The 24,847-nt window shown below is 71.4% G+C and carries 23 protein-coding genes; 16 read left to right on the top strand and 7 right to left on the bottom strand.

Annotated features, from left to right (window positions below):
- Positions 1-14: 14 nt before the first annotated feature.
- Positions 15-890 carry a succinate--CoA ligase subunit alpha gene (gene sucD, locus Nocox_RS04965; protein WP_020542180.1) on the bottom strand — a complete coding sequence of 292 codons (876 nt, stop codon included), beginning with the start codon at positions 888-890 and terminating at the stop codon, positions 15-17.
- A gap of 3 nt (positions 891-893) precedes the next feature.
- Positions 894-2,075: an ADP-forming succinate--CoA ligase subunit beta gene (gene sucC, locus Nocox_RS04960; RefSeq protein WP_020542181.1), complete on the bottom strand. Its 1,182-nt coding sequence runs from the start codon at positions 2,073-2,075 to the stop codon at positions 894-896.
- Between the two features lie 278 nt (positions 2,076-2,353).
- On the opposite strand from sucC, the gene Nocox_RS04955 reads away from it, so the two are divergent.
- The 7 genes from Nocox_RS04955 (at position 2,354) to Nocox_RS04925 (ending at position 7,277) form a co-directional block, all read left to right on the top strand.
- The gene (locus Nocox_RS04955) at positions 2,354-3,151 is read left to right on the top strand and encodes a hypothetical protein (protein ID WP_157382937.1); all 798 of its coding nucleotides are present in this window, start codon (positions 2,354-2,356) and stop codon (positions 3,149-3,151) included.
- A gap of 64 nt (positions 3,152-3,215) precedes the next feature.
- A complete protein-coding gene (locus tag Nocox_RS04950) occupies positions 3,216-4,679 on the top strand; it encodes a glutamate-cysteine ligase family protein (protein ID WP_020542183.1) in 1,464 nt (487 codons plus the stop codon).
- 4 nt (positions 4,680-4,683) lie between these two features.
- Entirely contained in the window at positions 4,684-5,349 is a 666-nt protein-coding gene (locus Nocox_RS04945; RefSeq protein WP_020542184.1) for a neutral zinc metallopeptidase, read from the top strand.
- 108 nt (positions 5,350-5,457) lie between these two features.
- On the top strand, positions 5,458-5,715 hold the full coding sequence (locus tag Nocox_RS04940) for a WhiB family transcriptional regulator (protein WP_033408623.1): 258 nt from the start codon (positions 5,458-5,460) through the stop codon (positions 5,713-5,715).
- Between the two features lie 33 nt (positions 5,716-5,748).
- Positions 5,749-6,441: a CPBP family intramembrane glutamic endopeptidase gene (locus Nocox_RS04935; protein ID WP_020542186.1), complete on the top strand. Its 693-nt coding sequence runs from the start codon at positions 5,749-5,751 to the stop codon at positions 6,439-6,441.
- 210 nt (positions 6,442-6,651) lie between these two features.
- Positions 6,652-6,852, top strand: coding sequence for a type II toxin-antitoxin system VapB family antitoxin (locus Nocox_RS04930; RefSeq protein WP_020542187.1), 201 nt, complete (start codon positions 6,652-6,654; stop codon positions 6,850-6,852).
- Positions 6,853-6,860: 8 nt separating this feature from the next.
- Positions 6,861-7,277, top strand: a complete 417-nt coding sequence (locus Nocox_RS04925) for a PIN domain nuclease (protein ID WP_033408625.1) — start codon at positions 6,861-6,863, stop codon at positions 7,275-7,277.
- An 18-nt stretch (positions 7,278-7,295) separates the two neighbouring features.
- Here Nocox_RS04925 and Nocox_RS04920 read toward each other — a convergent pair whose 3' ends face one another.
- Positions 7,296-8,015: a PIG-L deacetylase family protein gene (locus tag Nocox_RS04920; RefSeq protein WP_020542189.1), complete on the bottom strand. Its 720-nt coding sequence runs from the start codon at positions 8,013-8,015 to the stop codon at positions 7,296-7,298.
- Positions 8,016-8,140: 125 nt separating this feature from the next.
- On the opposite strand from Nocox_RS04920, the gene pcrA reads away from it, so the two are divergent.
- Complete coding sequence (gene pcrA, locus Nocox_RS04915) at positions 8,141-10,384, top strand: DNA helicase PcrA (RefSeq protein WP_020542190.1); 2,244 nt, start codon at positions 8,141-8,143, stop codon at positions 10,382-10,384.
- Positions 10,385-10,477: 93 nt separating this feature from the next.
- Here pcrA and Nocox_RS04910 read toward each other — a convergent pair whose 3' ends face one another.
- The 3 genes from Nocox_RS04910 to Nocox_RS04900 all read right to left on the bottom strand — a co-directional run bounded on the left by Nocox_RS04910 (position 10,478) and on the right by Nocox_RS04900 (position 13,438).
- The gene (locus tag Nocox_RS04910) at positions 10,478-11,473 is read right to left on the bottom strand and encodes a L,D-transpeptidase (RefSeq protein WP_020542191.1); all 996 of its coding nucleotides are present in this window, start codon (positions 11,471-11,473) and stop codon (positions 10,478-10,480) included.
- 121 nt (positions 11,474-11,594) lie between these two features.
- Entirely contained in the window at positions 11,595-12,227 is a 633-nt protein-coding gene (locus tag Nocox_RS04905) for a response regulator (RefSeq protein WP_020542192.1), read from the bottom strand.
- The gene (locus Nocox_RS04900; protein ID WP_020542193.1) at positions 12,224-13,438 is read right to left on the bottom strand and encodes an ATP-binding protein; all 1,215 of its coding nucleotides are present in this window, start codon (positions 13,436-13,438) and stop codon (positions 12,224-12,226) included. The genes Nocox_RS04905 and Nocox_RS04900 overlap by 4 nt, the downstream gene beginning before the upstream one ends.
- A gap of 113 nt (positions 13,439-13,551) precedes the next feature.
- Between Nocox_RS04900 and Nocox_RS04895 the strand changes: the two genes are divergently transcribed.
- From Nocox_RS04895 to Nocox_RS04860, 8 genes are all read left to right on the top strand, one after another.
- On the top strand, positions 13,552-15,153 hold the full coding sequence (locus Nocox_RS04895; RefSeq protein ID WP_169577016.1) for a PspC domain-containing protein: 1,602 nt from the start codon (positions 13,552-13,554) through the stop codon (positions 15,151-15,153).
- Positions 15,143-15,376, top strand: coding sequence for a hypothetical protein (locus Nocox_RS04890; protein WP_020542195.1), 234 nt, complete (start codon positions 15,143-15,145; stop codon positions 15,374-15,376). Before Nocox_RS04895 ends, Nocox_RS04890 begins: the two co-directional genes overlap by 11 nt.
- A 73-nt stretch (positions 15,377-15,449) precedes the next feature.
- Complete coding sequence (locus tag Nocox_RS04885) at positions 15,450-15,932, top strand: (2Fe-2S)-binding protein (protein WP_020542196.1); 483 nt, start codon at positions 15,450-15,452, stop codon at positions 15,930-15,932.
- Between the two features lie 20 nt (positions 15,933-15,952).
- On the top strand, positions 15,953-18,328 hold the full coding sequence (locus Nocox_RS04880) for a xanthine dehydrogenase family protein molybdopterin-binding subunit (RefSeq protein ID WP_425517781.1): 2,376 nt from the start codon (positions 15,953-15,955) through the stop codon (positions 18,326-18,328).
- Positions 18,325-19,179, top strand: coding sequence for an FAD binding domain-containing protein (locus tag Nocox_RS04875; RefSeq protein ID WP_020542198.1), 855 nt, complete (start codon positions 18,325-18,327; stop codon positions 19,177-19,179). The genes Nocox_RS04880 and Nocox_RS04875 overlap by 4 nt, the downstream gene beginning before the upstream one ends.
- A 93-nt stretch (positions 19,180-19,272) precedes the next feature.
- Positions 19,273-19,995: an SRPBCC family protein gene (locus Nocox_RS04870; protein WP_020542199.1), complete on the top strand. Its 723-nt coding sequence runs from the start codon at positions 19,273-19,275 to the stop codon at positions 19,993-19,995.
- 93 nt (positions 19,996-20,088) lie between these two features.
- Positions 20,089-22,743 carry a bifunctional glycosyltransferase/CDP-glycerol:glycerophosphate glycerophosphotransferase gene (locus Nocox_RS04865; protein ID WP_020542200.1) on the top strand — a complete coding sequence of 885 codons (2,655 nt, stop codon included), beginning with the start codon at positions 20,089-20,091 and terminating at the stop codon, positions 22,741-22,743.
- Complete coding sequence (locus tag Nocox_RS04860) at positions 22,740-23,801, top strand: glycosyltransferase (protein ID WP_020542201.1); 1,062 nt, start codon at positions 22,740-22,742, stop codon at positions 23,799-23,801. The genes Nocox_RS04865 and Nocox_RS04860 overlap by 4 nt, the downstream gene beginning before the upstream one ends.
- Here the strand turns inward: Nocox_RS04860 and Nocox_RS04855 are convergent.
- The gene (locus Nocox_RS04855) at positions 23,798-24,838 is read right to left on the bottom strand and encodes a sulfotransferase family protein (RefSeq protein ID WP_020542202.1); all 1,041 of its coding nucleotides are present in this window, start codon (positions 24,836-24,838) and stop codon (positions 23,798-23,800) included. The two genes, Nocox_RS04860 and Nocox_RS04855, sit on opposite strands and share 4 nt — an antisense overlap.
- Between the last annotated feature and the right edge of the window lie 9 nt (positions 24,839-24,847).

Here is a 24,847-nt window from a genome sequence, read left to right as displayed (position 1 = left end):
CCGGCGCGAGAAGGTCAGCGGGACTGCATGACCTCGCGCATGAGGCGGGCCGTCTCGGAGGGGGTCTTGCCGACGCGGACGCCGACCTTCTCCAGGGCCTCCTTCTTGGCCTGGGCGGTGCCGGCCGAGCCGGACACGATGGCCCCGGCGTGGCCCATGGTCTTGCCCTCGGGGGCGGTGAAACCGGCCACGTAGGCGACGACGGGCTTGGTGACGTGCTGCTCGATGTAGGCCGCGGCCCGCTCCTCGGCGTCGCCGCCGATCTCACCGATCATCACGATGGCGTCCGTGGCGGGGTCGTCCTGGAACGCCTGGAGCGCGTCGATGTGCGTGGTGCCGATGACCGGGTCGCCGCCAATGCCGACGCAGGTGGAGAAGCCGATGTCACGCAGCTCGTACATGAGCTGGTAGGTGAGGGTGCCGGACTTGGAGACCAGGCCGATGCGGCCGGCGGTGGTGATGTCGGCCGGGATGATGCCCGCGTTGGAGGCGCCGGGGGAGGCGATGCCGGGGCAGTTGGGGCCGATGACGCGGGTCTTGTTGCCCTTCGCGACGGCGTAGGCCCAGAACTCGGTGGAGTCGTGGACCGGGATGCCCTCGGTGATGACCACGCAGAGCGGGATCTCGGCGTCCACGGCCTCCTTGACGGCGGCCTTGGCGTGGGCCGGCGGCACGAAGACGACCGACACGTCGGCGCCGGTCTGCTCCATGGCCTCCTTGACCGTGCCGAACACCGGCAGGCCCTCGTGGGTGATGCCGGCCTTGCGGGCGTTGACGCCGCCCACGACCTTGGTGCCCGAGGCGAGCATGCGGCGGGTGTGCTTGGTGCCCTCACCGCCGGTCATGCCCTGGACGATGATCTTGCTGTTCTCCGTCAACCAGATGGCCATAAGTCACGCACCTACCGCAGCGAGCTCGGCGGCACGCTTGGCCGCTTCGTCCATCGTGTCCACCAGCTCGACCCGCGGGAGCGCGGCGTCGGCCAGAATCTGCCGCCCGAGCTGGGCGTTGTTGCCGTCGAGGCGGACCACCAGGGGGTGGGTCACGGCCTCGCCGCGGCTCTCCAGCAGCTTGAACGCCGAGACGATGCCGTTGGCGACGGCGTCGCAGGCGGTGATGCCGCCGAAGACGTTCACGAAGATCGACTTGACGTCGGGGTCGGAGAGGATGATCTCCAGGCCGGCCGCCATGACCTCGGCCGAGGCGCCGCCGCCGATGTCGAGGAAGTTGGCGGGGGAAGGCTTGCCGGGGAACGCCTCGCCGGCGTAGGCGACGACGTCGAGGGTGGACATGACCAGGCCCGCGCCGTTGCCGATGATGCCGACGTCGCCGTCGAGCTTGACGTAGTTGAGGTCCTTCTCCTTGGCCCGCGCCTCCAGCGGGTCCTCGGCGGCCTTGTCGGCCAGGGCCTCGTGGTCGGACTGGCGGAAGGCGGCGTTGTCGTCGAGCGTGACCTTGCCGTCGAGCGCCTTCACCTGGCCGTCGGCGGCCAGGATCATGGGGTTGACCTCGACGAGCGTGGCGTCCTCGTCGACGAAGCAGTTCCAGAGCTTCTCGATGAGCTCGGCGGCGCCGTCGAGCGCCCGCTCCGGCAGGCCGCCGGCCTGCGCGATCTCGCGGGCCGTGGCCCGGTCGACGCCGTCCAGCGCCGAGACCGGCACCTTGGCGACCTTCTCCGGGGTGGTGTGGGCGACCTCTTCGATGTCCATGCCGCCGGCGGCGGAGCAGATCGCGAGGAAGGTGCGGTTCGCGCGGTCGAGCAGGAAGGAGAAGTAGTATTCCTCCGCGATCGCGCTGGCCTCCTCCACGAGCACCTTGTGGACCGTGTGGCCCTTGATGTCCATCCCGAGGATGGCGGTGGCCTTCTCGACGGCGTCGGCGGCGTCGTCGGCCACCTTCACACCGCCGGCCTTACCCCGGCCACCGGTCTTGACCTGGGCCTTGACAACGACGCGGCCGGTCAGCTCCTCGGCCGCCGCCCGCACCTCCTCCACGGTGTTGGCGACGATGCCGCGCGGCACCGGGATGCCGTAGTCAGCGAAGAGCTCCTTCGCCTGATGTTCGAACAGGTCCACGAGGGTCCGTCCTTGCTTATCCGACTGATGTTCGACGGCCCGGGCAACCCCGTGCGTGCCGGGCGTTTCCGCCAGTGAAGCCTAGCCCGAAGCTCGCCCTGCCCAGGTCACCGGGTCGCGGTTCTCCCGCTGTGTGACGGGCATCTCACCTCCGGAGAGCGGTGACCGCGCGAAATATGCACGGAATCGGCACCGCTCCACCAGAGCGCCGATATATGCTCGTGATCTTCGATTGACAGGATTCCCGAACCCCTCAATAACCGAATCAAGGGAATCCTATGAAGCGATTTATCGCGGGCCTCGCGTCAGCGTGCGCCGCGACGCTCGTGATCGCCGCGCCGGCCGCCCAGGCCGCCCCGATCGACCCGGTCAAGGCGCTGCGCAAGCAGTACGTGCCCGGTCACGGCGTGCGTTTCACCGAGACCGCCCGCACCACGGTCAACGGAAAGACCATGGCCAATGAGAAGTCGAGCGGCCGGCTCGCGTTCGGCAAGGCCGGCGTCGTCGCGCTCGACGTTTCCACCAAGAACCGCCGCAGCACGTCCTTGAGTCCCGCACGGCTGATCAGCGTGGGCGGTCACACGTACGTGCAGGGCGGCCCCTACGGAAAGGACCTGCCCGAGGGCAAGAAGTGGGTGCGTTATTCCGACGCGCTCACCGGCACCACCATGAATCAGCCGGTCGACGTCTTCGAGCCGAAGGTGCTGAGGCTGCTGATGGCGAAGGCGAAGAGCGCCAAGGGCGGCACGTACACGGGCCAGGTCTCCTACAAGGAGATCGCCAAGGCGTACGGCAGCAAGCTGTCGGGCCCGGTCAGCAAGATCAAGGTGGCGTACGCGCTCGGCCTGAACGGCAAGGGGCTGGTCACCCGGCTGCGGACCTCCTGGACGCTCGACTTCGGCGTGCTCGGCAAGACCGTCGGCGTCACCGAGACCCGCTACACCGGCTGGGGCTCCCGGGTGAGCGTCAAGGCCCCGTCCGAGAGCACGTGGGTCGACGTCAAGGACCTCGAGGAGGGCGGCGCCTCCGTGCCGGAGGAGATCCCGCAGAGCGCCTTCGACGTGTACGCCTACTGAGCTTTCTCCCGGATCGGCGCGTCCCGCCTGGTCATGTGGCCGCAGGCATGCGACATTGCATGACATGGGCAGGGACGTGCCGGTCGTGGTCTTCAGCCGCGAGGACCGCAGGAAGTACCGCGAGAAGGTACGCCGGTGCCTCGACGTCTTCGCCCAGATGTTGCGCGAGTCCCGGTTCGAGCACGAACGCCCCCTCGCCGGCCTGGAGATCGAGCTCAACATCGTGGACGGGCGCGGCGAGGCCGCCATGTGCAACGCCGAGGTGCTGGCCGCCATCGCGCGCCCGGACTGGGCGACCGAGCTCGGCCAGTTCAACGTCGAGATCAACGTCGAGCCGCAGGAGCTTCGCGGCGACGGGCCGCGGCGGCTGGAGGACGACGTACGCGCCCGGCTGAACCACGCCGAGGAGCGCGCCCGCTCCCTCGGCGGCCACCTGATGCTGATCGGCATCCTCCCCACCCTGCGCGAGCAGGACGTCGAGGAGGGCTCGCTGTCGGCCAACCCCCGCTACCGGCTGCTCAACGAGCAGATCTTCGCCGCCCGCGGCGAGGACCTGCACCTGTGCATCGAGGGCGCGGAACGCCTCGACACCCGCGCCGACAGCATCACGCCCGAGGCCGCCTGCACCAGCGTCCAGCTCCACATGCAGGTGAGCCCCGCGTCCTTCGCCGCGCACTGGAACGCCGCCCAGGCCATCGCGGGCGCGCAGGTCGCCGTCGCGGCCAACTCGCCGTACCTGTTCGGCAAGGAGCTGCACCACGAGACCAGGATCGCGCTGTTCGAGCAGGCCACGGACACCCGCCCGACCGAGCTGAAGGCGCAGGGCGTGCGGCCGCGCGTGTGGTTCGGCGAGCGGTGGATCACCAGCGTCTTCGACCTGTTCGAGGAGAACGTCACCTACTATCCCGCGCTGCTCCCCCTCTGCGAGGACGAGGACCCGCGCGCGGAGCTGGAGCAGGGCCGCATCCCCCAGCTGCACGAGCTGACCCTGCACAACGGCACGATCTACCGCTGGAACCGGCCCGTGTACGCGGTCGTGAACGGCCTGCCCCACCTGCGGGTGGAGAACCGCGTCCTGCCCGCCGGGCCCACCGTCGCCGACGTCGCCGCCAACGCCGCGTTCTACTACGGGCTGATGCGCGTGCTGCCGTACGACGAGCGGCCCATCTGGAGCCGGATGTCCTTCCGCACCGCCGAGGACAACCTGGCCGCCGCCGCCCGGCACGGCCTCGACGCCCGCCTCTACTGGCCGGGCCTCGGCGAGGTGCCCGCGTCGGAGCTGATCCTGCGCCGGCTGCTGCCCGCGGCCCACGAGGGGCTGGCCCTGTGGGGCGTGGACCGGCCGGTCGCCGACCGGCTGCTCGGCATCATCGAGGAACGCTGCCTGAGCGGCGTCACCGGCGCGGACTGGCAGGTACGGCGGGTGCGCGCCGAGGGCGGCGACCGGCACGAGGCGCTGCGGGCCATGACCCTGGACTACATCGGGCGTATGCATACGAATGAGCCCGTGCATACGTGGGAAGTCTGAGCCCGTGACCCGCGCGACCCTCCGCCGCCTGCTCGCCCTTCTCGTCCTGGCGGGCTCCGTGCTGTCCTGCGGCCTGGCCCGGCCGCCGTCGATGAACCCGCCCGGCGACGCGCAGCAGGACGACACGTTCGAGGACGACGTCGTCTCGGCGCGCACGCTGACCGAGGAGTTCTGGAAGCAGCAGTTCGCCCGGCTCGGCCGTACCTACCGGCCGATCACCGAGTTCATCCCCTACTCCGGCGCCGACGGGCCGGGCTGCGGCGGCCGGCCGGCCGTGCCCAACAACGCCTTCTACTGTCCGGCCGGCCACTTCATCGCCTTCGACCGGGACTGGATGGAGGCGCTGTGGAGCGACATGGGCGACGGCTCGGTGTACGTGATCATCCCGCACGAGTTCGGCCACGCGGTCCAGGCCCAGCTCCGCTCGGCGTTCCAGCTCAACGTCCAGGCCGAGCTGCAGGCCGACTGCTACGCGGGCGGCACCCTGTCGGCCCTGGTCGGCTCGGGCGCGCTGCGCACGGAGCCCGGGGACGAGGACGAGTTGCTGCTGAGCCTGGAGGCGGCCGGCGACCCCACGGACGACTGGCTCGACCCGGCCGCGCACGGCACCGCCGAGCAGCGGCAGGCGTCCTTCGCGGAGGGCTACAGGAGCGGGGTGGGCGCCTGCTGACCCCGGCGTTCCTGGCGTTCCGGGCATGGAAAGGTCATCCCTGGGCGTATACCCCCATCAACCCGGAGGATGATGTGGTCGATCATGTCGGGGCCGTACGGTGGGTCCATGCCACTGGAGGAGATCGGCTGGCTGCGCCGGGGGGCGTGCAGGTCCAGCGACCCTGACCTCTTCTTCCCTCTCGCCCCCTCACCGCTGCAGGAGGCGCGGGCCAAAGCGGTCTGCGCGGGCTGCCAGGTGCTGGAGGAGTGCCGCGCGTACGCGTTACGAGCGGGCGAGTCGGACGGCATCTGGGGCGGCCTGACGCCACAGGAGCGCCGCCGCTCCCGCTTCCCGGCCGGCTGGCGCGACTCCGCCGCCTCCTGACCCCACGGCGCCGGGCCGACGTAGCCTGCAGAGGTGATCCTCCGCAGCGTCGCCGTGCTCGCCGCGGCCAACGTCATGAACAACAAGGTCGCCCCCCGCCTGGGCCCGCTGACCTCCGCCGTCGCCACCGCCGCCCTGGTGGCGATGGCCCGCAGGTCGGGCGCCACGTGGGAGGAGATGGGATTCGAGCACGGCCGGCGCGGCGCGGTCGCGGGCGGCGTCCTCGCGGGAGCGGTGGCCGCCGTCTACACGGCCGGCGTCGCGCTCCCCCGCACCAGGCCGCTCTTCCACGACGAGCGGGCCCTGTCGTTGTCGCGCGCCCGCGTGCTGGAGGAGGCCCTGGTCCAGGTGCCGTTCGGCACGGTCCTGCTGGAGGAGGTCGGCTTCCGAGGCGCGCTGTACGCCATGCTGCGCCGCCGGCACGGCACTGGGGCGGCCACGGCGCTGTCCTCGGCGCTGTTCGGCCTGTGGCACATCCTGCCGGCCGTCGACATGGCCCGCGCCAACCCGGCGCTCGGCGCCCTGACCGCCGGCGAGTCGCCCGCGCGGCTCGACACCGCGCGGGTGGTGGCGGGGAGCGTGGTGTCGACGGCGGCGGCGGGCGTGCTGTTCTGCGAACTACGGCGCCGCCACGGGATTCTGACTCCCGTCATGCTGCACCTGGCAACGAACTCGCTCGGATATTTGTTTGCGCGGATCGCGGCGAAAAAAGACCACAAAGAGTGATCCCCGGACCGCGAGTCCCTGATACGAGAAGGAAGATCCCTCCCTCGCGGGACGAGGATCCTGCACCGGAATTGGACCGCTCCAAAATTTTCTCATCTCGATGCCTTACCTTCCCCGAGCGCGCTTCCCACGGCCGGTGCCGCCGGGGGAAGCGCGTATATCAAGATCACTATTTCTGATATAACGTGGAGGGTACGGAGGTGATGCCGCATGCGCACGGTCATCGACATCGACAAGGAGCTCCTCGAAGCGGCCCAGCACGAGCTGGGCACTTCGACGATGAAGGAAACGGTCAACGCTGCCCTGCAGGAGATCGCCGGTCGGGCAAAGCGTCGCGAGGCCTTCGAGTACTGGTGTTCCCGGGACAATACGGATCTTCTGGACCCGGAGTTCATGAAGCAGGCGTGGTAGCCACAGGCGTGGTCTATCTGATCGACAAGAGCGCGCTGGCGCGCATGACGCACCCTGCGGTGGCCCGCGCGCTCGAACCACTCATGCTCGACAGGACACTGGCGATCTGCGAAGTCACACAGATGGAAGTGCTCTTCAGCGCGCGCGACCCGCGAAGCTACGAGCTGGAGGCCGAACATCTGCGTGAGGGTTTCCGGCTCCTGTCGGTCTCGACGAGCGAAGTGGCGGCACGCGCTCTGGACGTCCAGGCGATGCTGGCACGCAAGTCGCAGCACCGCGGCCCCGGGGTTGCTGATCTGCTGATCGCCGCCTGCGCCGAGGTGCACGGGGCGACCGTGCTGCACTACGACCGTGACTTCGACCTCATCGCCGAGGTGACCGGGCAGCCCGCGCTCTGGGTGGCGCCGCCCGGGTCCATCCCCTGAGCCCTCGCGCGGGGCGGGTCAGGCCGTGGGGACGACCTGGAACGCCTCCGCGTAGCGGCCCGGGCCGAAGCCGGCCTGCTCGGCCCAGGCGGCGAAGCGGCTCTTGACGACCTCGGCGAACCCCTCCACGTGCGCCACCTGGCTGACGTGCGACTGCAGGGCCGCGAGCTTGCGGTCGATGACGTCGGTGACGTCCACGTAGTGGTCGGGCGCGGGCCCGCCGGTCAGCCAGACCTCGCGGACCGTCCACGCCTCCAGGCCCTCCTCCAGCAGCAGCTCGGGGAAGGCGTACGGGTTGCGCGCGTCGGGGTAGACGGCGTCGAGGGTGGCGCCGCCGACGGCGCGGTGGTCGGGATGGCTCGGGGCGACGAAACGGTAGTTGCGGTCGGGGTGGTGGGTCACCACCAGGTCGGGACGCACCTGGCGGATCACGCGGGCGACGGAGCGCCGCAGCTCCAGGGACGGCACCACCTGACCGTCGGGGTGGCCGAGGAAGCGGACGTCGGTGACGCCCACGGCCTTGGCCGCGGCGCGCTGCTCGCTCCGCCGCAGCTCGGCCATCCCGGTGTTGTCCAGCGTGCGCTCGTTGCCGCCCGCGTCGCCGTCGGTGACCAGCAGGTACGTGACCTCGACGCCTTGGTCGACGAAGAGCGCCGCGCTCCCGGCCGCGCCGAAGTCGACGTCGTCGGGATGCGCGGTGACGTACAGCACCCGGTTGATCTCGGCCTGCGGCAGCATGACTCCCCTTTCGCGATGTTCCTGAGGGGAGAACCGGCGCCAGGCGGATCGCATTCCGGGCGCCGTTTGTCGGTGGAGCGTCTTAACCTAGGTAGGTGCCGACCCAAGTCTCTGTTGACCACCCCTTGCTCGACGGCCTCAACCCGCAGCAGCGCGAGGCCGTGATCCATCACGGCAGCCCCCTGCTCATCGTGGCGGGAGCGGGGTCGGGGAAGACTCGGGTGCTCACCCACCGCATCGCCTACCTGCTGGCCGAGCGTGACGTGCATCCGGGCGAGATCCTGGCGATCACGTTCACCAACAAGGCCGCCAAGGAGATGAAGGAGCGCATCGACAAGCTCATCGGGCCGCGCTCGCGGGCGATGTGGGTGATGACGTTCCACAGCGCGTGCATGCGCATCCTGCGGCGGGAGGCCAAGCGGCTCGGGTTCCCGTCCAGTTTCTCCATCTACGACCAGGCCGACTCGCAGCGGCTCATGGCGATGGTCTGCCGCGAGATGGACCTCGACCCCAAGCGCTACCCGCCGCGCTCGTTCTCGGCCCAGGTCAGCAACTTCAAGAACGAGCTGGTCGACTACGAGAGCGCGCTCGACCGGGCGGGCTCGCACCTGGAGAAGACGCTCGCCCAAGCCTACAAGTCCTACCAGCTCAAGCTCACCGAGGCCGGGGCGATGGACTTCGACGACATCATCATGAACACGGTGACGTTGTTCCAGCTCTTCCCCGACGTGGCCGAGCACTACCGGATGCGGTTCAGGCACGTCCTGGTGGACGAATACCAGGACACCAACCACGCTCAATACATCCTGATCAGGGAGCTGGTCGGCCATCCCGAGCTGCGCACCGCCGACGGCGAGCAGGTGCGCTCGGGGACCAGCCAGTCCGAGCTGTGCGTGGTCGGCGACGCCGACCAGTCGATCTACGCCTTCCGCGGCGCGACGATCCGCAACATCCTGGAGTTCGAGCGCGACTACCCCGACGCCCGCACCATCCTGCTGGAGCAGAACTACCGCTCGACCCAGAACATCCTGGCCGCGGCCAACGCCGTCATCTCCCGCAACGAGTCGCGCAAGCCGAAGAACCTCTGGTCCGACCAGGGCGACGGCCCCAAGATCGTCGGCTACGTCGCCGACAACGAGCACGACGAGGCCATGTTCGTGGCCCAGGAGGTCGACCGGCTGAGCGACGAGGAGGGCGTCAGGCCGGGCGACGTGGCCGTCTTCTACCGCACCAACGCGGCCTCCCGCGTGTTCGAGGAGATCTTCATCCGCACCGGGCTGCCCTACAAGGTCGTCGGGGGCGTGCGCTTCTACGAGCGCAAGGAGGTCAAGGACCTGCTGGCCTACCTGCGCGTGCTGGCCAACCCCGGCGACGTGGTGTCCCTGCGCCGCATTCTCAACGTGCCCAAGCGGGGCATCGGCGAGCGGGCCGAGGCGATGGTCGAGGCGCTGGCGGCGCGCGAGCGGATCACCTACTGGGAGGCGCTGCGGCGGGCCGACGAGGCCTACGGCATGGCCACGCGCTCGCTCAACGCGGTGCGCGAGTTCGTCGCCATGCTGGAGGAGCTGATCGCCAAGGCCGCGGGCGTGCCGCCGTCGGCGCTGGCCGAGGAGGTGCTGGCGGCCACCGGCTACCGCGCCGAGCTGGAGGCGTCCGAGGACCCGCAGGACGAGTCCCGCCTGGAAAACCTCAACGAGCTGATCTCCGTGGCCTCGGAGTTCGAGGAGGCCAACCCCGAGGGCACGCTGGTGGAGTTCCTGGAGCAGGTCTCGCTGGTGGCCGACGCCGACCAGATCCCCGAGGCCGACGGCGGGCAGGGGGTCGTCACGCTGATGACCCTGCACACCGCCAAGGGCCTGGAGTTCCCCGTGGTGTTCCTGACGGCGATGGAGGACGGCGTGTTCCCGCACGTCCGGTCGCTGGGCGAGCCGAAGGAGCTGGAGGAGGAGCGGCGGCTGGCCTACGTCGGCATCACCCGGGCGCGGCAGCGGCTCTACCTGACGCGGGCGGCCGTGCGCAGCTCGTGGGGGGCGCCGGCGTTCAATCCGGCCTCGCGCTTCGTCAACGAGGTGCCGGGCACGCTCATCGACTGGCGCACCGATCCGGAGAAGTCGGCGTGGAGCGCCGCGACCCGCAGGGAGCCCGCGGCGCGGCCGGCGCCGGCCCGGGGCGGCGCGGCGGGCGCGGGCGCGGGCGGGCGCAAGGTGCCGTCGCTGACGCCCGGCGACCGGGTGACGCACGACCAGTTCGGCCTCGGCACGGTGGTGTCGGTCGACGGCGTGGCGGAGAAGACCAAGGTCAAGGTCGACTTCGGCAGCGGCGGGGAGAAGACGTTGCTGCTGGCGTACGCGCCGCTGGAGAAGCTGTAGGGGCGCCGACGCGAAGGCGCGCCGCCGGGGTCCAGGATCTGCCGGCGGCGCGCCTTCGCTCGTCGGGCGAGCTTCGGGGAGCTTCGGGAGGCTCTACTTCAGGGCACTGCCCTTCTTCCACTGGCTGTAGCTGAGCTGCCAGTAGCTCCAGCCGTTGTTCCACTGCAGCTTGCGCTTGGTGCCGGTGATCTTGACGACGTCGCCGCGCTGGGCGATCGTGTAGAACCACTTGGCGCCCTCGGGGGTGGCGCGGACGCAGCCGTGGCTCTGGTTGGAGCGGCCGAGATACTGGTAGTAGCCGGCGCTCTGGTGGACGTACTCGCCGCTGTCGGAGATCCGGACGGCCCAGGGGATCTCCTCCTTGTAGTAGCGCGGGTCCTTCGGATCCGTCACGCCCATCCAGGAGGAGGTCATCGTCTCGACGGCCTTCTTGCCCATGGTGAGGTGGGTGCCGCTCGTGGTGAGGTAGACGTCCACGCCGCCGCGCACCAGGCCGCCGCGGCCGGCGCTGATCGGGATCTTCTTGGCCAGCTTGCCGTTGCGGTAGACCTTCATGACGTGCTTGCGCGTGTCGACGTGGGAGATGTTCTGGGCGCCGACGGCGAAGCGGCGGGAGACGTTCTTGCCGCCGGTGTTGCCGGGCAGCTCGGACAGCCGCGCGGTGAAGAGCACCTTCTGGTACGGCTTCCAGTACGCCTTCGTCCGATAGATGATCTTCCGGGCCGACACCCACCGCCAGGCGCCCTCGTTGGGCTTGTCGGACTCGACCTGCAGCAGGGCCTCGACCGTGGCGCGGTCCCTGGTCCTCACGTCACGGTCGAAGGTGACGATGATCGGGAAGCCGACGCCCACCTTCTCGGTCTTCTCCCCCATCGGGGTGATGTCCGCGATGCCCAGTTTGATCTTCGCGGTGGTCGTGGCCGTGGGCGTGGGCGACGGGGTGGTCGTGGCCGCGGCCGGGGCCATGGCGGCCTGGCCCTGGGGGGCGGCCGTCGGGCGGGCTTGCGGGACGGGGGCGGTCTCCGCCGCACAGGCCGTCGCGACGACCAGGGCGAACAGAGCCGGAAGCATCCGGGTGACGCGCTTCAAGGGGGTTACTCCTGGACTATGTGCTCATTCGGTACCTCTCTGTGTGACAAACGAGACGGCTGATTCGTAGGCAGTTAGCCGATAACTATCCTGTAACGGTCCAAACTGGGCCTAATCCACCTCAGACCAGACGGCGCGCCGTGGCCCAGCGGGACAGCTCGTGGCGGTTGGAGAGCTGCAGCTTGCGCAGCACGGACGACACGTGCGTCTCCACGGTCTTCACCGAGATGAACAGCTCCTTCGCGATCTCCTTGTACGCGTACCCCCGCGCGATCAGCCGCAGCACCTCCCGCTCCCGCTGCGTCAGTGAGTCCAGCTCCGGGTCGATCGACGGCGCCTCGGAGGAGGCGAACGCGTCCAGCACGAACCCCGCCAGCCGTGGCGAGAACACCGCGTCGCCCTCGGCCACCCGCCGGACGGCGTCGGTCAGCTCCCTGCCGCTGATGTTCTTGGTGACGTAGCCGCGGGCGCCGCCCCGGATGACGCCGATGACGTCCTCGGCGGCGTCGGAGACCGACAGCGCGAGGAAACGGACCGTCGAGCCGGAGCCGAGCACCCGGCGCAGCACCTCCTGGCCGCCGCCGCCCGGCATGTGCACGTCCAGCAGGACGACGTCCGGCCGCAGCTCGGCGATCGCCTTGACGGCCGACTCGACGTCCTCGGCCTCGCCCACGACCTCGATCGAGTCGCCGAGCTCGGCGCGCACGCCCGAGCGGAAGAGCCGGTGATCGTCGACGATCAGCACGCGCGTCATTGTTTCTCCACCTTCATCATCAGCATCACTTCCGTGCCCTCGCCCGGCTCGGTGCGGATCCGGGCGGAGCCTCCGTGGCGTTCCATTCTTCCGATGATGGACTCCCTGATCCCCATCCGGTCGAGGGGGACCGCGTCGAGATCGAAGCCCTTGCCCCGATCCTTCACGAAAACGGCCACTTCTTCACCCTCTACTTCCGCGTACACCGAAACGGAGGGGCTCTCGCTGTACTTGGCCGCGTTGACCATGGCCTGGCGGGACGCCTTCATCATGGCCGCGAGCCGGCCGCCCGAGTCGAACGGCACGTCGCCGACGCAGACCACCTCGATCGGCACGCCGTGGGCGTCCTCCTCCTCTGCCGCGATCCTGCGCACCGCCGCCGCCACCGTCGCGTCGGCGTCCTGGGCCGGCTGGTAGAGCCAGTTGCGCAGCTCGCGCTCCTGCGAGCGGGCCAGGCGGGTGACCTCGCGCGGGTCGTGCGCGACACGCTGGATCAGCGTCAGGGTGTGCAGCACCGAGTCGTGCACCATGGCGGCGACCTCGGCGCGCTCCTCCTGCCTGATGCGCTCGCGCCGTTCGAGCTGGAGCTCCTTCCACAGGCCGGCCAGCCAGGGCGCGGCGATGACCGCCAGGCCGCCGACCACCACGACCGTGAACAGCAGCCCCGGCCGGGCCTGGGCCAGCTCGCCCTGCGAGTAGAGGAACCCGACCGCGCCGATCACCACCAGCCCCACGCCCAGCAGCGTGCGCACGCGGTTCTTCCTGATGCTGAGCGCCGCCCCGCTCATCCAGCTCCGCCGCCGCTCGGGATCGGCCTGCTGCCACAGGATCAGCGCGCCGATCCCGCCCACCGCGAACGGCAACATCCCGATGCCGCCCGCCGAGGCCCCGGTCAGCCAGCCGAACGCGGCCAGCGCCACCCCGATCGCGGTGAACGCGGCAAGCTGGCTCCAGTCACGCTGCGGCGGCGGCCCCTCGTGCGGGCGGCGCGGCGTGATCATCCACAGCACGGCGTAGGCCACCATGCCGACCCCGTCCACGACGCTGAGCAGCACGAACATCAGCCTGATCACCACGGGATCGAGCTTGAGCTGCGCGGCCAGGCCCTGGGCCACCCCGCCGAGCAGGCGGCCCTCCATCGGGCGCATCATCCGCCGGTACGGCGCTTCTCCGCCGGTGCCCGGCTCGGCGAGTGTCTTCTGGTCAGCCATAACACCGTCATCGTCACACGTAAGGGGCGGACCGGGCATCAGGGAACGACCCCCGGGTCGGGTCAGGGGTCTCCCGGATGCGGGGGGCGCACCGGTGGGGCCACGATGGTGGCATGACAGAAGCTCCGCCCAGGGATCCGGCCGCTCCCCCCACCGTACTGCGACGCAGTGGCGAGGGGCGCATCTTCATGGGGGTGTGCGCGGGGCTGGGCCGCCACACCGGGATCGATCCGGTGGTGTTCCGGGTGGCCTTCGCCGTGCTGCTGCTCGGCTCGGGCGTGGGGCTCTTCTTGTATATCGCGGCCTTCCTGCTGATGAAGGAGCCGAACGGGAGCCCGGGCATCATCGAGCAGTGGACGCGGCGCGACTTCGACGCCGAGACCGTGCTGGCGTTGCTCACGGCGGTGCTCGGGTTCGGGCTGGGGCTCAACCTGGCGACGGTCTGGATCGACGCCGGGACGCTCGTGGTGGGCGTGTTCCTGGCGGTGTCGCTGCTGGCCGCGCACGCCAACGGGGTCGATCTGCTGGGGCTGGCCCGGTCGATGCCGGAGCGGCTGGGGCGGCGGCCCCGGGCCGAGCAGCCGGCGCCGACGTACGCGAGCCCTCCGCCCACGCCGACGGTCCGTACGGCCGCTCCCCCGGCGGCCACCGCCACCATGCCCTCCGCGCCCGCGGCCTCCCCGGTCGGGGTGGCCAGGGACGAGGCGGGGAGGGACGAGCTGGGGAGGGGCGACGCGGCGACGGTGGAGCACCCCGCGCCGCCGCACCAGCCGACCGCACACCAGCCCGCCTCGCACCAGCCCGCCACATACGAGCCGACCGCACACGTGCCGGCCGCGCGTGAGCCCGGCGCCGATGAGCCCACCGCCAATGAGCCGACCGCGCACGAGTCCGCCGGGCGGGAGGCCGCTGGGGGCCGGGGGGCGGGCGATGAGACGGTGCGGTCGCGGGCCGCCGTCGCCTACGGTGAGCCGTTCGCGCCCAACGGCCCCTACCGGCCCCTCGACCCCGCCAGGCGCGCCGGCGGCTACTCCTCGCCGTACGACCCGGCCCTGTACGCCCGCCCGACGCCCCGGCGTCCGCAGCGCGCGCCCCGCCCCAAGTCGTTCATCGGCGCCATCACCATCCTGCTGGCCATCATCATTGGAGGGATCGTCGTGGCGGTCCAGACCAGGTCCGCCGCCGGCGTGAGCCCGACCATCGTCGGCGGCGCGATGCTCATCACCATCGGCGCCGGCCTCCTGGTCGCCACCTGGTGGGGCCGCGGCGCCGGGCTGGTGGCCGCGGGCGTCGCCGTGGTGCTCGCGGTGAGCGTCGGGTTCACGCTGGGCGGCATGCCGCGCAATTTCGGCCCGTCCGAGTGGGCGCCGAGGACGCTGAGCGAGCTGTCCGCGGTCCCCGTGTACGACGTCGGCGCCGGCAAGGGCCTGCTGGACCTGTCGGACCTGGAGCTGGCCCCGGGGACGACGGCGTCCGTCGAGGCGAGGATCTCGATGGGCGAGCTGGAGGTGGTCGTGCCGCCCACGGTGCGGCTGGAGGTGCACGCCGGCAACCGGGTCGGTGACATCCGGATCGACCAGCGGATCCACGGCGGCGTGAACGTCCGGGTGGACCAGGTGCTGGAGCCGGAGAAGAAGCCGGACGGCAAGGTCTCGACGATCGTGCTCGACCTGAAGGGCGGGCTCGGCGACATGGAGGTGCGGCGTGCCGCGTGAGACGGGCCCGTGGGACGGGGCGGCGCGCGAGGTGGAGCGGCCCCGGCGGGTGCACCGTACGGACTGGATGGCGCTGCTGAGCGGTGCGCTCTTCGTGGTGCTCGGAATCTTGGTGGTGACCCGCGCGATCACGGATGCCCTGGTCCTGATGGGTGTCATGATGCTCGGGCTGGCCTTCGCGGGCCTCGTGGCGATCGTCGCGAGGGCGGTCCGGGGTAAGTGACCCTTGACCGGGCGTAACACGAGCGTAATTTCGGGTGTGTCCGCCTTTCCCCCGCTCCTGAGAGGGAGGACGTATGCCCCGAATCTCCGTCACCGTTGACGGAATCAGCTACGAAGAGGACGTCGAGCCGCGACTCCTGCTCGTTCATCTCCTGAGAGAACGCCTCGGCAAGACCGGCACCCCGGTCGGCTGCGACACCAGCAACTGCGGCGCCTGCACGGTCATGCTGGACGGCAAGAGCGTCAAGAGCTGCTCGGTGCTGGCCGTGCAGGCCGACGGCTGCGAGATCGTCACCATCGAGGGCCTGGGCTCGGGCGGCTCGATGCACCCGATGCAGCGGGCCTTCCACGAAGAGCACGCGCTGCAGTGCGGCTACTGCACGCCCGGCATGGTCATGGCCGCGATCGACCTGCTCCGGGACGACCCCGACCCGTCGGAGGACGCCATCAGGCAGGGGCTTGAGGGCAACCTGTGCCGCTGCACCGGCTACTGCAACATCGTCCGCGCGGTGCGCAGGGGCGCCCAGGAGATGGGTCAGGCGGTGAGCACGCCGTGAGCGAGCTGGACACCGGCGCGGTGGCCGAGCAGATAGCGCAGAGCGACCAGATCAACGAGCCGGCGGCCACGCCGGAGCTGGGCCGGCCGCGGCGGCGCAAGGAGGACGCGCGGCTGCTGACGGGGCGTACCCGGTGGACGGACAACCTGACCCGGCCTGGCCTGCTGCACGTGGTGTTCCTGCGCAGCCCGATGGCGCACGCGAGGATCACCCGGGTGGACGTGTCCGGGGCACGCGGGCTGCCCGGGGTGGTGGCGGCCTTCAGCGGCGAGGACTTCGCCGGCGAGCAGGGCAGCCTGCCGTGCGCGTGGCCGGTGAGCGAGGACATCGTCATCCCCGACCATCCGCCGATGGCGGTCTCGGAGGTCCGCTACGTCGGCGAGGCGGTGGCCTGCGTGATCGCCACCGACCGGTACAAGGCGGCCGACGCGCTGGAGGCCATCGAGGTCGACTACGAGCCGCTGCCCGCGGTGATCGACATGGAGGAGGCGCTGACCGACGGCAGCCCGAAGGTGCACGAGGCGGGCAACAAGGCGTTCAGCACGAAGATCGTCTCGGGTGACGTCGAGGCGGCCTTCCGTGACGCGCCGGTCGTCATCGAGCGCACCTTCCGCCAGCAGCGGCTCATCCCGAGCGCGATGGAGCCGCGGGCGGTCCTCGCCGACACCGACGGCGACACGTTCACCGTCTGGACCTCCACGCAGATCCCGCACGTCCTGCGGGTGATGCTGGCGGTGGTGACCGGCATCCCCGAGCACCGGCTGCGGGTGGTCGCGCCCGACGTGGGCGGCGGTTTCGGCTCGAAGCTGCAGGTGACGGCGGAGGAGGTGCTCTGCCTGCTGCTGGCCCGCAGGCTCGGCAAGGCGGTCAAGTGGACCGAGAGCCGCTCCGAGGGCAACCTGACCGTGCACCACGGCCGGGACCAGCTCCAGCGGCTGCGGCTGGCCGCCGACGCCGACGGGCGGCTGCGCGGGCTCCGGGTGGATCTGCTGGCCGACATGGGCGCGTACCTGATGCTGGTCACGCCGGGTGTGCCGATGCTGGGCGCGGCCATGTTCAACGCCATCTACAAGATGGACGCGTACGAGTTCGCCTGCACGGGCGTGTTCACCACCAAGATGCCGACGGACGCCTACCGGGGCGCGGGCCGGCCTGAGGCGACGTTCGGCATCGAGCGGATGATGGACGAGCTCGCCGCAGAGCTGGGCGTGGACCCGCTGGAGGTGCGCCGGCGCAACTGGATCAGGCACGAGGAGTTCCCGTACACCACGATCGCGGGGCTCACCTACGACTCCGGCAACTACGAGGCGGCGACGGACAAGGCGCTGTCGATGTTCGGCTACGACAAGCTGCGCGCCGAACAGGCCGACCGGCGGGACCGGGGCGACCCCGTGCAGCTCGGCATCGGCGTCAGCACCTACACCGAGATGTGCGGGCTGGCGCCGTCCCGGCTGCTCGGCGAGTCGAACTACGGCGCGGGCGGCTGGGAGCACGGCTCGATCCGGATGCTGCCGACGGGCAAGGTGGAGGTGATCACCGGCACGAGCCCGCACGGGCAGGGCCACGTGACGTCGTGGAGCCAGATCGTGGCCGACTCGCTCGGCGTGCCGTTCGAGGACGTCACGGTGCTGCACGGCGACACGGCGATCTCCCACAAGGGCATGGACACCTACGGCTCGCGTTCGCTCGTGGTGGGCGGCATCGCCGTGCTGAGGGCGTGCGACAAGGTGAAGGACAAGGCTCGTGCGCTGGCCGCGCACCTGCTGGAGTGCTCGCCCGACGACCTGGAGTTCGCCGGGGGCGCGTTCAAGGTGCGGGGCACGGACGCGCAGCGGACCATCCAGGAGCTCGCGTACGCCGCGTTCACGGCCCACGACCTGCCGGAGGGCGTGGAGGCGCGGCTGGACGCGGACGCCACGTTCGACCCGGACAACTACTCCTTCCCGCACGGCACCCACCTGTGCGCGGTGGAGGTGGACACCGAGACGGGCATGGTGCGGATCCGCTCGTACGTGGCGGTGGACGACGTCGGCAAGGTGGTGAACCCGCTCATCGTGGAGGGCCAGGTGCACGGCGGCATCGCGCAGGGCGTCGCCCAGGCCCTGTACGAGGAGGCCGTCTACGACGCCGACGGCAACCTGCTGACCACGACGATGGCCGACTACCTGCTGCCGTCGGCGGCCGACCTGCCGACGTTCCAGCTCGACCGGACCGAGACGCCTGCCACCAGCAACCCGCTCGGCGTCAAGGGTGTGGGCGAGGCGGGCACGATCGCCTCGACCCCGGCCGTGGTCAACGCGATCGTGGACGCGCTGCGCCCGTCGGGCGTGCGCGACGTCGAGATGCCGTGCACGCCGGAGCGGGTGTGGCGGGCCCTGGAAGGAGCGCGCCGATGATTCCCGCGCAGTTCGAGTACGTGCGCCCGGACTCCCTGGCCGAGGCGTCGCGGGTCCTTGCCGAAGACGAGGACGCGAAGGTGCTGGCCGGCGGGCAGTCGCTGCTGCCGCTGCTGCGGCTGCGGCTGGCGTACCCGTCGAAGCTGGTGGACGTGGGGCGGCTGGCGGAGCTGCGGGGCGTGCACGACCGCGGCGACCACGTCTACATCGGCGCGCTGACCACGCACGACGAGGTCATGCGCTCCGAGGTGGTCAACGAGGGCTGCCCGCTGGTGGCGCTGGCCTCCGCCCACGTGGCGGATCCGGCGATCCGGCACCGGGGCACGTTCGGCGGCTCGCTGGCGCACGCCGATCCCGCGGGCGACCTGCCGGCGGTGGCGCTGGCGCTCGACGCCGTGTTCGTGGCGAGCTCAGCGCGGGGCGAGCGGGAGATCCCGGCCGCCACGTTCTTCGTCGACTATCTGGAGAACGCGCTCGACGCCGGCGAGATCCTGGCCGGGGTCAAGGTCCCGAAGCTGGGGCCGGGCTGGGGCTTCCACTACGAGAAGTTCCACCGTACGGCGCAGGCGTGGGCCATCGTCGGCGTGGCGGCGGCGGTCAGGCGGTCGAACGGCTCGATCACCGAGGCCAGGATCGGGCTGACGAACATGGGCCGGACGCCGGTCCGTGCCCGCGCCGCCGAGGCGGCGCTCCAGGGCGCGGAGCTGGGTGACCAGGTGCGGCGGGCCTGTGAGGAGGCGGCGGCGGACACCGATCCGCCCGCCGACCTCCACGGGCAGCCGGACTATCGCAGGCACCTGGCCAGGGTGCTGACCCATCGGGCGGTGCGGGCCGCCACGGGCACGCCCTGACGGGGATGTCCGGAGGACCTGGCGGGGGCGCCTCTTCCGGGGCGCCCCCGCCGCGTCGTAGTGTCGGGAACCATCGGCAGAAGGAGCGGATCGATGGCGATGCGGTTCGAGCACGAGTTCACTGTTCCGGTTCCGGTCGAGCAGGCGTGGGCCGTGCTGCTCGACGTCGAGCGGATCGCGCCCTGCCTGCCCGGGGCCACGCTCGACGTCCACGAGGGTGACGAGTTCACCGGCAGGATGAAGGTCAAGGTCGGCCCGATCACCGTCACCTATCGGGGCTCGGCCAGGTTCGAGGACGTGGACAAGGACTCCTACACGCTCACCATCCAGGCGTCGGGCAAGGAGGCCCGCGGCTCCGGCACGGCTTCGGCCACGGTGAAGGCCCGGCTGACGCCGCGCGAGGAGTCGACGGCGGTGGCCGTGGAGACGACGCTCCATGTGACGGGGCGGCCCGCGCAGTTCGGCCGTGGCGTGATGGCGGAGGTGGGCTCGCGGCTGCTGGACAGGTTCGCCGGCAACCTCGCCGAGCTGCTGTCCGAGCCGAAGGAGCAGGCCCAGGTCAAGGACCAGCCGGAGGAGCGGCCCGCCGGGGAGCTGCCGAAGGAGGAGGAGCGGCACCTGACGGCCGTGCCCTCTCCCGAGCCGGCGCCGCTCCACGCGCACGGCACGGTGCGCACCTCGCGCTCGCCCGACGAGGAGGCGCTCGACCTGCTGGAGATCGCCGGGCAGCCGGTGCTCAAGCGGCTGGCGCCGGTGGCGGGCGCGCTCGCGGCGCTGCTGATCGTCTTCTGGGTCGTCCGTCGCCTGCGACGCTGATTTTCGGCAAATACTCCATCAAGTCTGGACACTTCCCCCTGGTCGGGGGCAGGGCCCTCCCCGCAGGTGGTTCGACCAGCGGGGGGACTTGGGATGCCGGACTGCAGCGTGGTCGTCATCACGTACAACGACGCCGCCCGCCTGCCCAGGGCCGTACGCTCCGTGCTCCGCCAGTCGCTGCGCGACCTCGAAGTGATCATCGCCGACGACGCGAGCACGGACGGCACGCGGGAGGTGGCCGCGAGCCTGGTCGCGGAGGACCCGCGGGTGCGCTACGTGCGCAGGAAGGTCAACAGCGGGCACTGCGGGGCGCCGCGCAACGACGGCGCGGACGCCGCCGCGGCCCCGTACGTCATGTTCCTCGACAGCGACGACGAGCTGCCCCGGCACGCCTGCAAGAGCCTCCTCGCCGAGATCGAGCGCACCGGCGCGGAGTTCGTCTCGGGGCAGATCTCCCGCCTGTACGAGGCCGGCGGACAGGTCAAGCCGTACTACCCGTCGCTGTTCGCCCGCCGCCGGGTGCTGACCGGCATCCGCGAGGACCCGGAGCTGTTCCTCGACTCCTTCAGCACCAACAAGCTCTACGACCTGGCCTGGCTGCGCGAGCGGGGGCTGCGCTTCCCCGAGGACGTCGACTACGAGGACCACGTCTTCGCCGCCGACCTGTACGCCGTCGCCCGCCGCTTCGCGGTCGTGCCGTGGACGGTCTACCTCTGGCACCGGGCCCGCGACGCCACCTCGATCTCGCTGAGCGTGGACGACCTGGACAACGTCCGGCACCGGGTCCTCGCCGCCCGGCTCAGCGACGACCGGCTGCGCGCCCACGGGGCCGCCGACCTGGTGCCGCACCGGCAGCGCCGCTTCGTCCGGCAGGACCTGCGGGTCTACCTCAACCCGCTGCCCTCCCGCGACCTGGTGTGGGTCAAGGAGTTCGCCGCGATCGTCCGCCCGTACCTGGCACAGGTCCCCGCCGAGGTGCTGGAGGAGGCCGGGCCGCTGCAGCGGGTGTGCTGCCGGCTCATCCTCGACGACCGGATCGAGGACCTGCGCGTCGCGGCCGGCTCGCTCACCGGGCCGCGGGCCGCGCCGCGGGCGGCGGTGCGGCTCGACGGGCGCACGTACTGGGGCACGACGGTCTCCCCCGGCATGGACATCACCCCGCTGCGGCTGGCCGAGCTGCCCTTCGCCGCCGCCCGGCTGCGGCACGAGGTGAGCGAGCTGGTCCGCGAGGGGGACGGGGTGCGGATGACCGTGCGGAGCTTCGACCCGTTCGGCGCGCTGCCGGTGGACTGGACGGCGTTCCTGCAGGTGGGCAGGGAACGTGTCCCCATCAGGCCGGAGCCGTCGGGCGAGGGCGGCTACGTCAGCGAGGTCGCCTTCACACCCGCGGGCACGTGCGAGCCGCGGATCGGCTTCACCCGGACCTCGGACGGGCACACCACGACCGACCGGATCATCGTGGACCCGCGCCTGCGGCCGATCGAGCTGCCCGGCGGCCGGGTGCAGGCCGAGGGGCAGGCGGCCTACCTGTGCGTACGGGCCCCGCGGACCGCGCGCTCACGCGGGCGGCGGCTGCGGGAGCGGCTGTGGCGGCGGTTCGTCCGGGAGGTCGGCACGCCGCGCAACAAGCTGCGGGCGTACAAGGTGCTCGTCAGGGTGGTGCGCCCGCGCCCGGACCTCGCCCTGTTCGAGTCCGACGTCGGCAAGGGCTGCTGCGGCAGCCCGCGCGCCCTGTACGAGGAGCTGCGCCGCCGCGACCTGCCGATCGAGGTCGTCTGGTCGCTGGCCAAGGGCCGCGGCGGCGCCCCGGACGGCGCCCGGCGGGTCCGGCGCGGAAGCTGGCGCCACCTCTGGACGATGGCGCGGGCCGGCATCTGGGTGGACAGCCACGGCTTCCCCCTGGACTACCCGAAGCCGCGCGGCACCCGCTACCTGCAGACCTGGCACGGCCAGGGCATCAAGTCGATCGGCTTCGACGCGCCCGACCTGCGCTCCGACTTCGACCGGCCGCGCGCCCAGTGGCGGGCGGCGGTGGCGCGGTGGGACGCGCTGGTGTCGCCGAGCGCGGAGTTCTCCCGCATCTTCGTGCCCTCCAACGGCTACACCGGCACGGTCTACCGGTACGGCACGCCGCGCTGCGACGCCCTCGTACGCGGCGAGCCGACCGGCGACGTGCGCGGGCTCCTGGACCTTCCACCGGGCCGGCGGGTCCTGCTCTACGCGCCCACCTACCGCGACCGGGCCGTGGGCAGCGGCCGGTCGGTACGGGCCGACCTGGAGCTGCTGGCCGAGGAGCTGGCCGGGGAGTGGGTGGTGGTGCTGCGCACCCATCCGGTGGAGCGCTACGAGACGCCCGAGCACCTCAGGCACTTCGTCCGCTTCGCCGGGCGCTACCCGGAGGTCAACGACCTGATGCTGGCCTCGGACGCGCTGCTGACCGACTACTCGTCCCTGATGTGCGACTACGCGATCACCGGCAGGCCGATGGTGTTCTACATCGACGACTGGGACGAGTACCGGCTGTCCGAGCGCGGCGTCTACCACGACCTGCCCGCCATCGCCCCCGGCCCGTGCGTGACCACGACCGAGGAGCTGGTGGACGTGCTGCGGCGCCTGGACGAGGAGCACGCGGCCCACGCCGCCCGCTACGCGGCCTTCCGGGAGCTGTGGTGCGCCGACGAGCGCGGCGACGCGGCGGCCAGGATCGTGGACGACTTCTTCGGCCCGGGCCCGGGGGCGCGCCGATGAGCAGCGTCGTCTTCGCCTGCGTGGACGCCGACACGCTGGGCGGCGTCCAGCAGGTCACGCACACCCTCGCCCAGGGCCTGGCGGGGCGCGGCCACGAGGTGCACGTCATCGGCCTGCACCGGGCCCGCTCCCCGTTCCGGTACGTGGACCGCCCGCGCTACCACCACCACGTGATCAGCCGCGCCGAGCCCGGCAACCGCCTGGCCCGCGCCCGCGCCGACCGGCGGCTGCGCCGGCTGCTCGGCCGGATCGAGCCGGGGTACGCGGTGATGACCTCGCCGTCGGCGGTGATCCGGGTGCGGGACCTGGTGCCCGCCGGGTTCCGGCCGATCGGCCAGTACCACGGCTCGTACGACCACGCCCGGGGCTGCTGGCACCTGGGCTCGATCAGGAAGCACTACGCCGACCTGGACCAGGCGGTCTTCCTGAGCGAGGACGACGCCTGGAGCTTCGCCGAGCACGCCCTGCTGCCGAACGCCTGGGCGCTGCCCAACCCGCTGGCCCACTGGCCGGAGCGGATGGCCGCGCTCGACGTCCCCCGGGTGCTGGGCGTCGGCCGGCTGGAGGGGGTCAAGCGGTTCGACCGGCTGATCAGCGCGTTCGCCCGTTCCGGTGTGCCGGAGCCGTGGGAGCTGCACCTGATCGGCGACGGCGGCGAGCGGGAGCGGCTGCGCGCGCACGCCGAGCGGGAGGGCGTGGCCGGGCGGGTGGTCTTCCGCGGCCGGGTCCCCGCGGCCGGCATGACCGCCGAGTACCTGGCGGCGTCGGTGGTGGGGCTGACCAGCGAGCACGAGGGCCTGCCCGTCGTGCTGCTGGAGTCGGGGGCGCACGGGGTGCCGTCGGTGGCCTTCGACGTCTCGGGCGGCGTGCGGTCGGCGGGCCAGGTGCTGGTGCCGCCGGGTGACGTGGCCGCCTTCGCGGCCGAGCTGGGCCGGCTGGCGGATTCCGTGGAGGAGCGGCGGCGGCTGGGGGCCGACGCCCGCGCACGGGCCGAGGCGTTCCGCCTCGGCCACGTGCTGGACGGCTGGGAGCGGCTGTTCGCCCACGTCGATCGCTAGAGGGCGGGCTCCGTGATCTCGGTGCGCTGGCGCGGCACGCCGGCCAGGGAGCGCTGGCGCGTGGTCAGCATGGCGGCCACCGGGCTGGGCTCGCGCAGCCGGTTGAGGCGGTCGCGCATGTGCTTGCGCATGCGGCTGGCCTTGCGCTTCTGCATGGTCTTCTGGGCGGCGATGATGTGCTCCTTGGCCGGCCTGGCCGCGCCGGTCAGCTCGTAGCCCATGGCCTCCAGGCGGTCGCCGAGCATGTGCTCGCACAGGGAGATCTCCCAGTCGTCGAGCCGGTTGGCCCAGCTCCCGACGCGGCTGCGGATGACCTCGCCGTGCGTGTTGCTGTGCCACACCTTGTGCTCGGGCACCGCGACGCTGGCCGCCTCGCGCGGGGAGATCATCGCCGAGGAGAAGTCCTCCTCCAGGAAGTGGCAGAGCTTCTTCAGCTCGGTCGCGGGGTCGTCGGTGAGGTCCTCGTAGCGCAGCTCGTAGTAGGTGTCCTCGGGCAGGGTGCGCTTGAGCTTGGCCCCCGCGTCGATCGCCTCGGCCCAGGTGGATACGGCGTGGAAGGAGTCCAGGGTGTACCAGGGCATCTCCTTCAGCGAGGCCACGCAGTCGCGGCCGTCCCTGATGAGGTGGATGAACTGGGCGTCGGGGAAGAGCCGCAGCAGCATGTCGACCTGCTTGACGTAGCTCGGCCGCTTGTCGCCCCAGCGGGCCTTGTCGAAGCGGTCGGCGTACATGCGGAAGGCCGTGCCGAACACGGAGCCGAGCGAGCCGGGGCCCTCGACGGCCTGCTGGACGAACTCGTCCTTGTCGATCTTGAGCTCGCGGAACTTGGTGCTGCGGTCGGTGGCGATCCACTGCGCGAGCGCCCTGCGGCGCGAGTCGATCCGCAGGTCGCCCCAGGCGCGGCGGCGGTAATAAGCGGGAACGAGGAAGCGCGTCTCGGGCGGCACCGCCATGTGCGGGTGCGAGTGCAGCATGAGCTGGAGCATCGTGGTGCCGGAGCGCGGGCATCCGATGACGAAGACTGGCCTGTCGGACATTTCGTACTA

Origin of the sequence: Nonomuraea coxensis DSM 45129, assembly GCF_019397265.1 — a bacterium.
GTDB lineage: Bacteria > Actinomycetota > Actinomycetes > Streptosporangiales > Streptosporangiaceae > Nonomuraea > Nonomuraea coxensis.
This window is presented reverse-complemented; position numbering and strand designations above follow the sequence as displayed.

What these genes read in the sequence shown, in the direction of transcription:
- Nocox_RS04905 (WP_020542192.1), bottom strand. Translation starts at nt 12,227, where the DNA reads ATGACGCGCGTGCTGATCGTCGACGATCACCGGCTCTTCCGCTCGGGC.
- Nocox_RS04895 (WP_169577016.1), top strand. Translation starts at nt 13,552, where the DNA reads ATGACAGAAGCTCCGCCCAGGGATCCGGCCGCTCCCCCCACCGTACTG.
- Nocox_RS04875 (WP_020542198.1), top strand. Translation starts at nt 18,325, where the DNA reads ATGATTCCCGCGCAGTTCGAGTACGTGCGCCCGGACTCCCTGGCCGAG.
- Nocox_RS04920 (WP_020542189.1), bottom strand. Translation starts at nt 8,015, where the DNA reads ATGCTGCCGCAGGCCGAGATCAACCGGGTGCTGTACGTCACCGCGCAT.
- Nocox_RS04865 (WP_020542200.1), top strand. Translation starts at nt 20,089, where the DNA reads ATGCCGGACTGCAGCGTGGTCGTCATCACGTACAACGACGCCGCCCGC.
- Nocox_RS04955 (WP_157382937.1), top strand. Translation starts at nt 2,354, where the DNA reads ATGAAGCGATTTATCGCGGGCCTCGCGTCAGCGTGCGCCGCGACGCTC.
- Nocox_RS04870 (WP_020542199.1), top strand. Translation starts at nt 19,273, where the DNA reads ATGGCGATGCGGTTCGAGCACGAGTTCACTGTTCCGGTTCCGGTCGAG.
- Nocox_RS04885 (WP_020542196.1), top strand. Translation starts at nt 15,450, where the DNA reads ATGCCCCGAATCTCCGTCACCGTTGACGGAATCAGCTACGAAGAGGAC.
- Nocox_RS04930 (WP_020542187.1), top strand. Translation starts at nt 6,652, where the DNA reads ATGCGCACGGTCATCGACATCGACAAGGAGCTCCTCGAAGCGGCCCAG.
- Nocox_RS04940 (WP_033408623.1), top strand. Translation starts at nt 5,458, where the DNA reads ATGCCACTGGAGGAGATCGGCTGGCTGCGCCGGGGGGCGTGCAGGTCC.
- Nocox_RS04900 (WP_020542193.1), bottom strand. Translation starts at nt 13,438, where the DNA reads ATGGCTGACCAGAAGACACTCGCCGAGCCGGGCACCGGCGGAGAAGCG.
- Nocox_RS04950 (WP_020542183.1), top strand. Translation starts at nt 3,216, where the DNA reads ATGGGCAGGGACGTGCCGGTCGTGGTCTTCAGCCGCGAGGACCGCAGG.
- Nocox_RS04855 (WP_020542202.1), bottom strand. Translation starts at nt 24,838, where the DNA reads ATGTCCGACAGGCCAGTCTTCGTCATCGGATGCCCGCGCTCCGGCACC.
- Nocox_RS04860 (WP_020542201.1), top strand. Translation starts at nt 22,740, where the DNA reads ATGAGCAGCGTCGTCTTCGCCTGCGTGGACGCCGACACGCTGGGCGGC.
- sucD (WP_020542180.1), bottom strand. Translation starts at nt 890, where the DNA reads ATGGCCATCTGGTTGACGGAGAACAGCAAGATCATCGTCCAGGGCATG.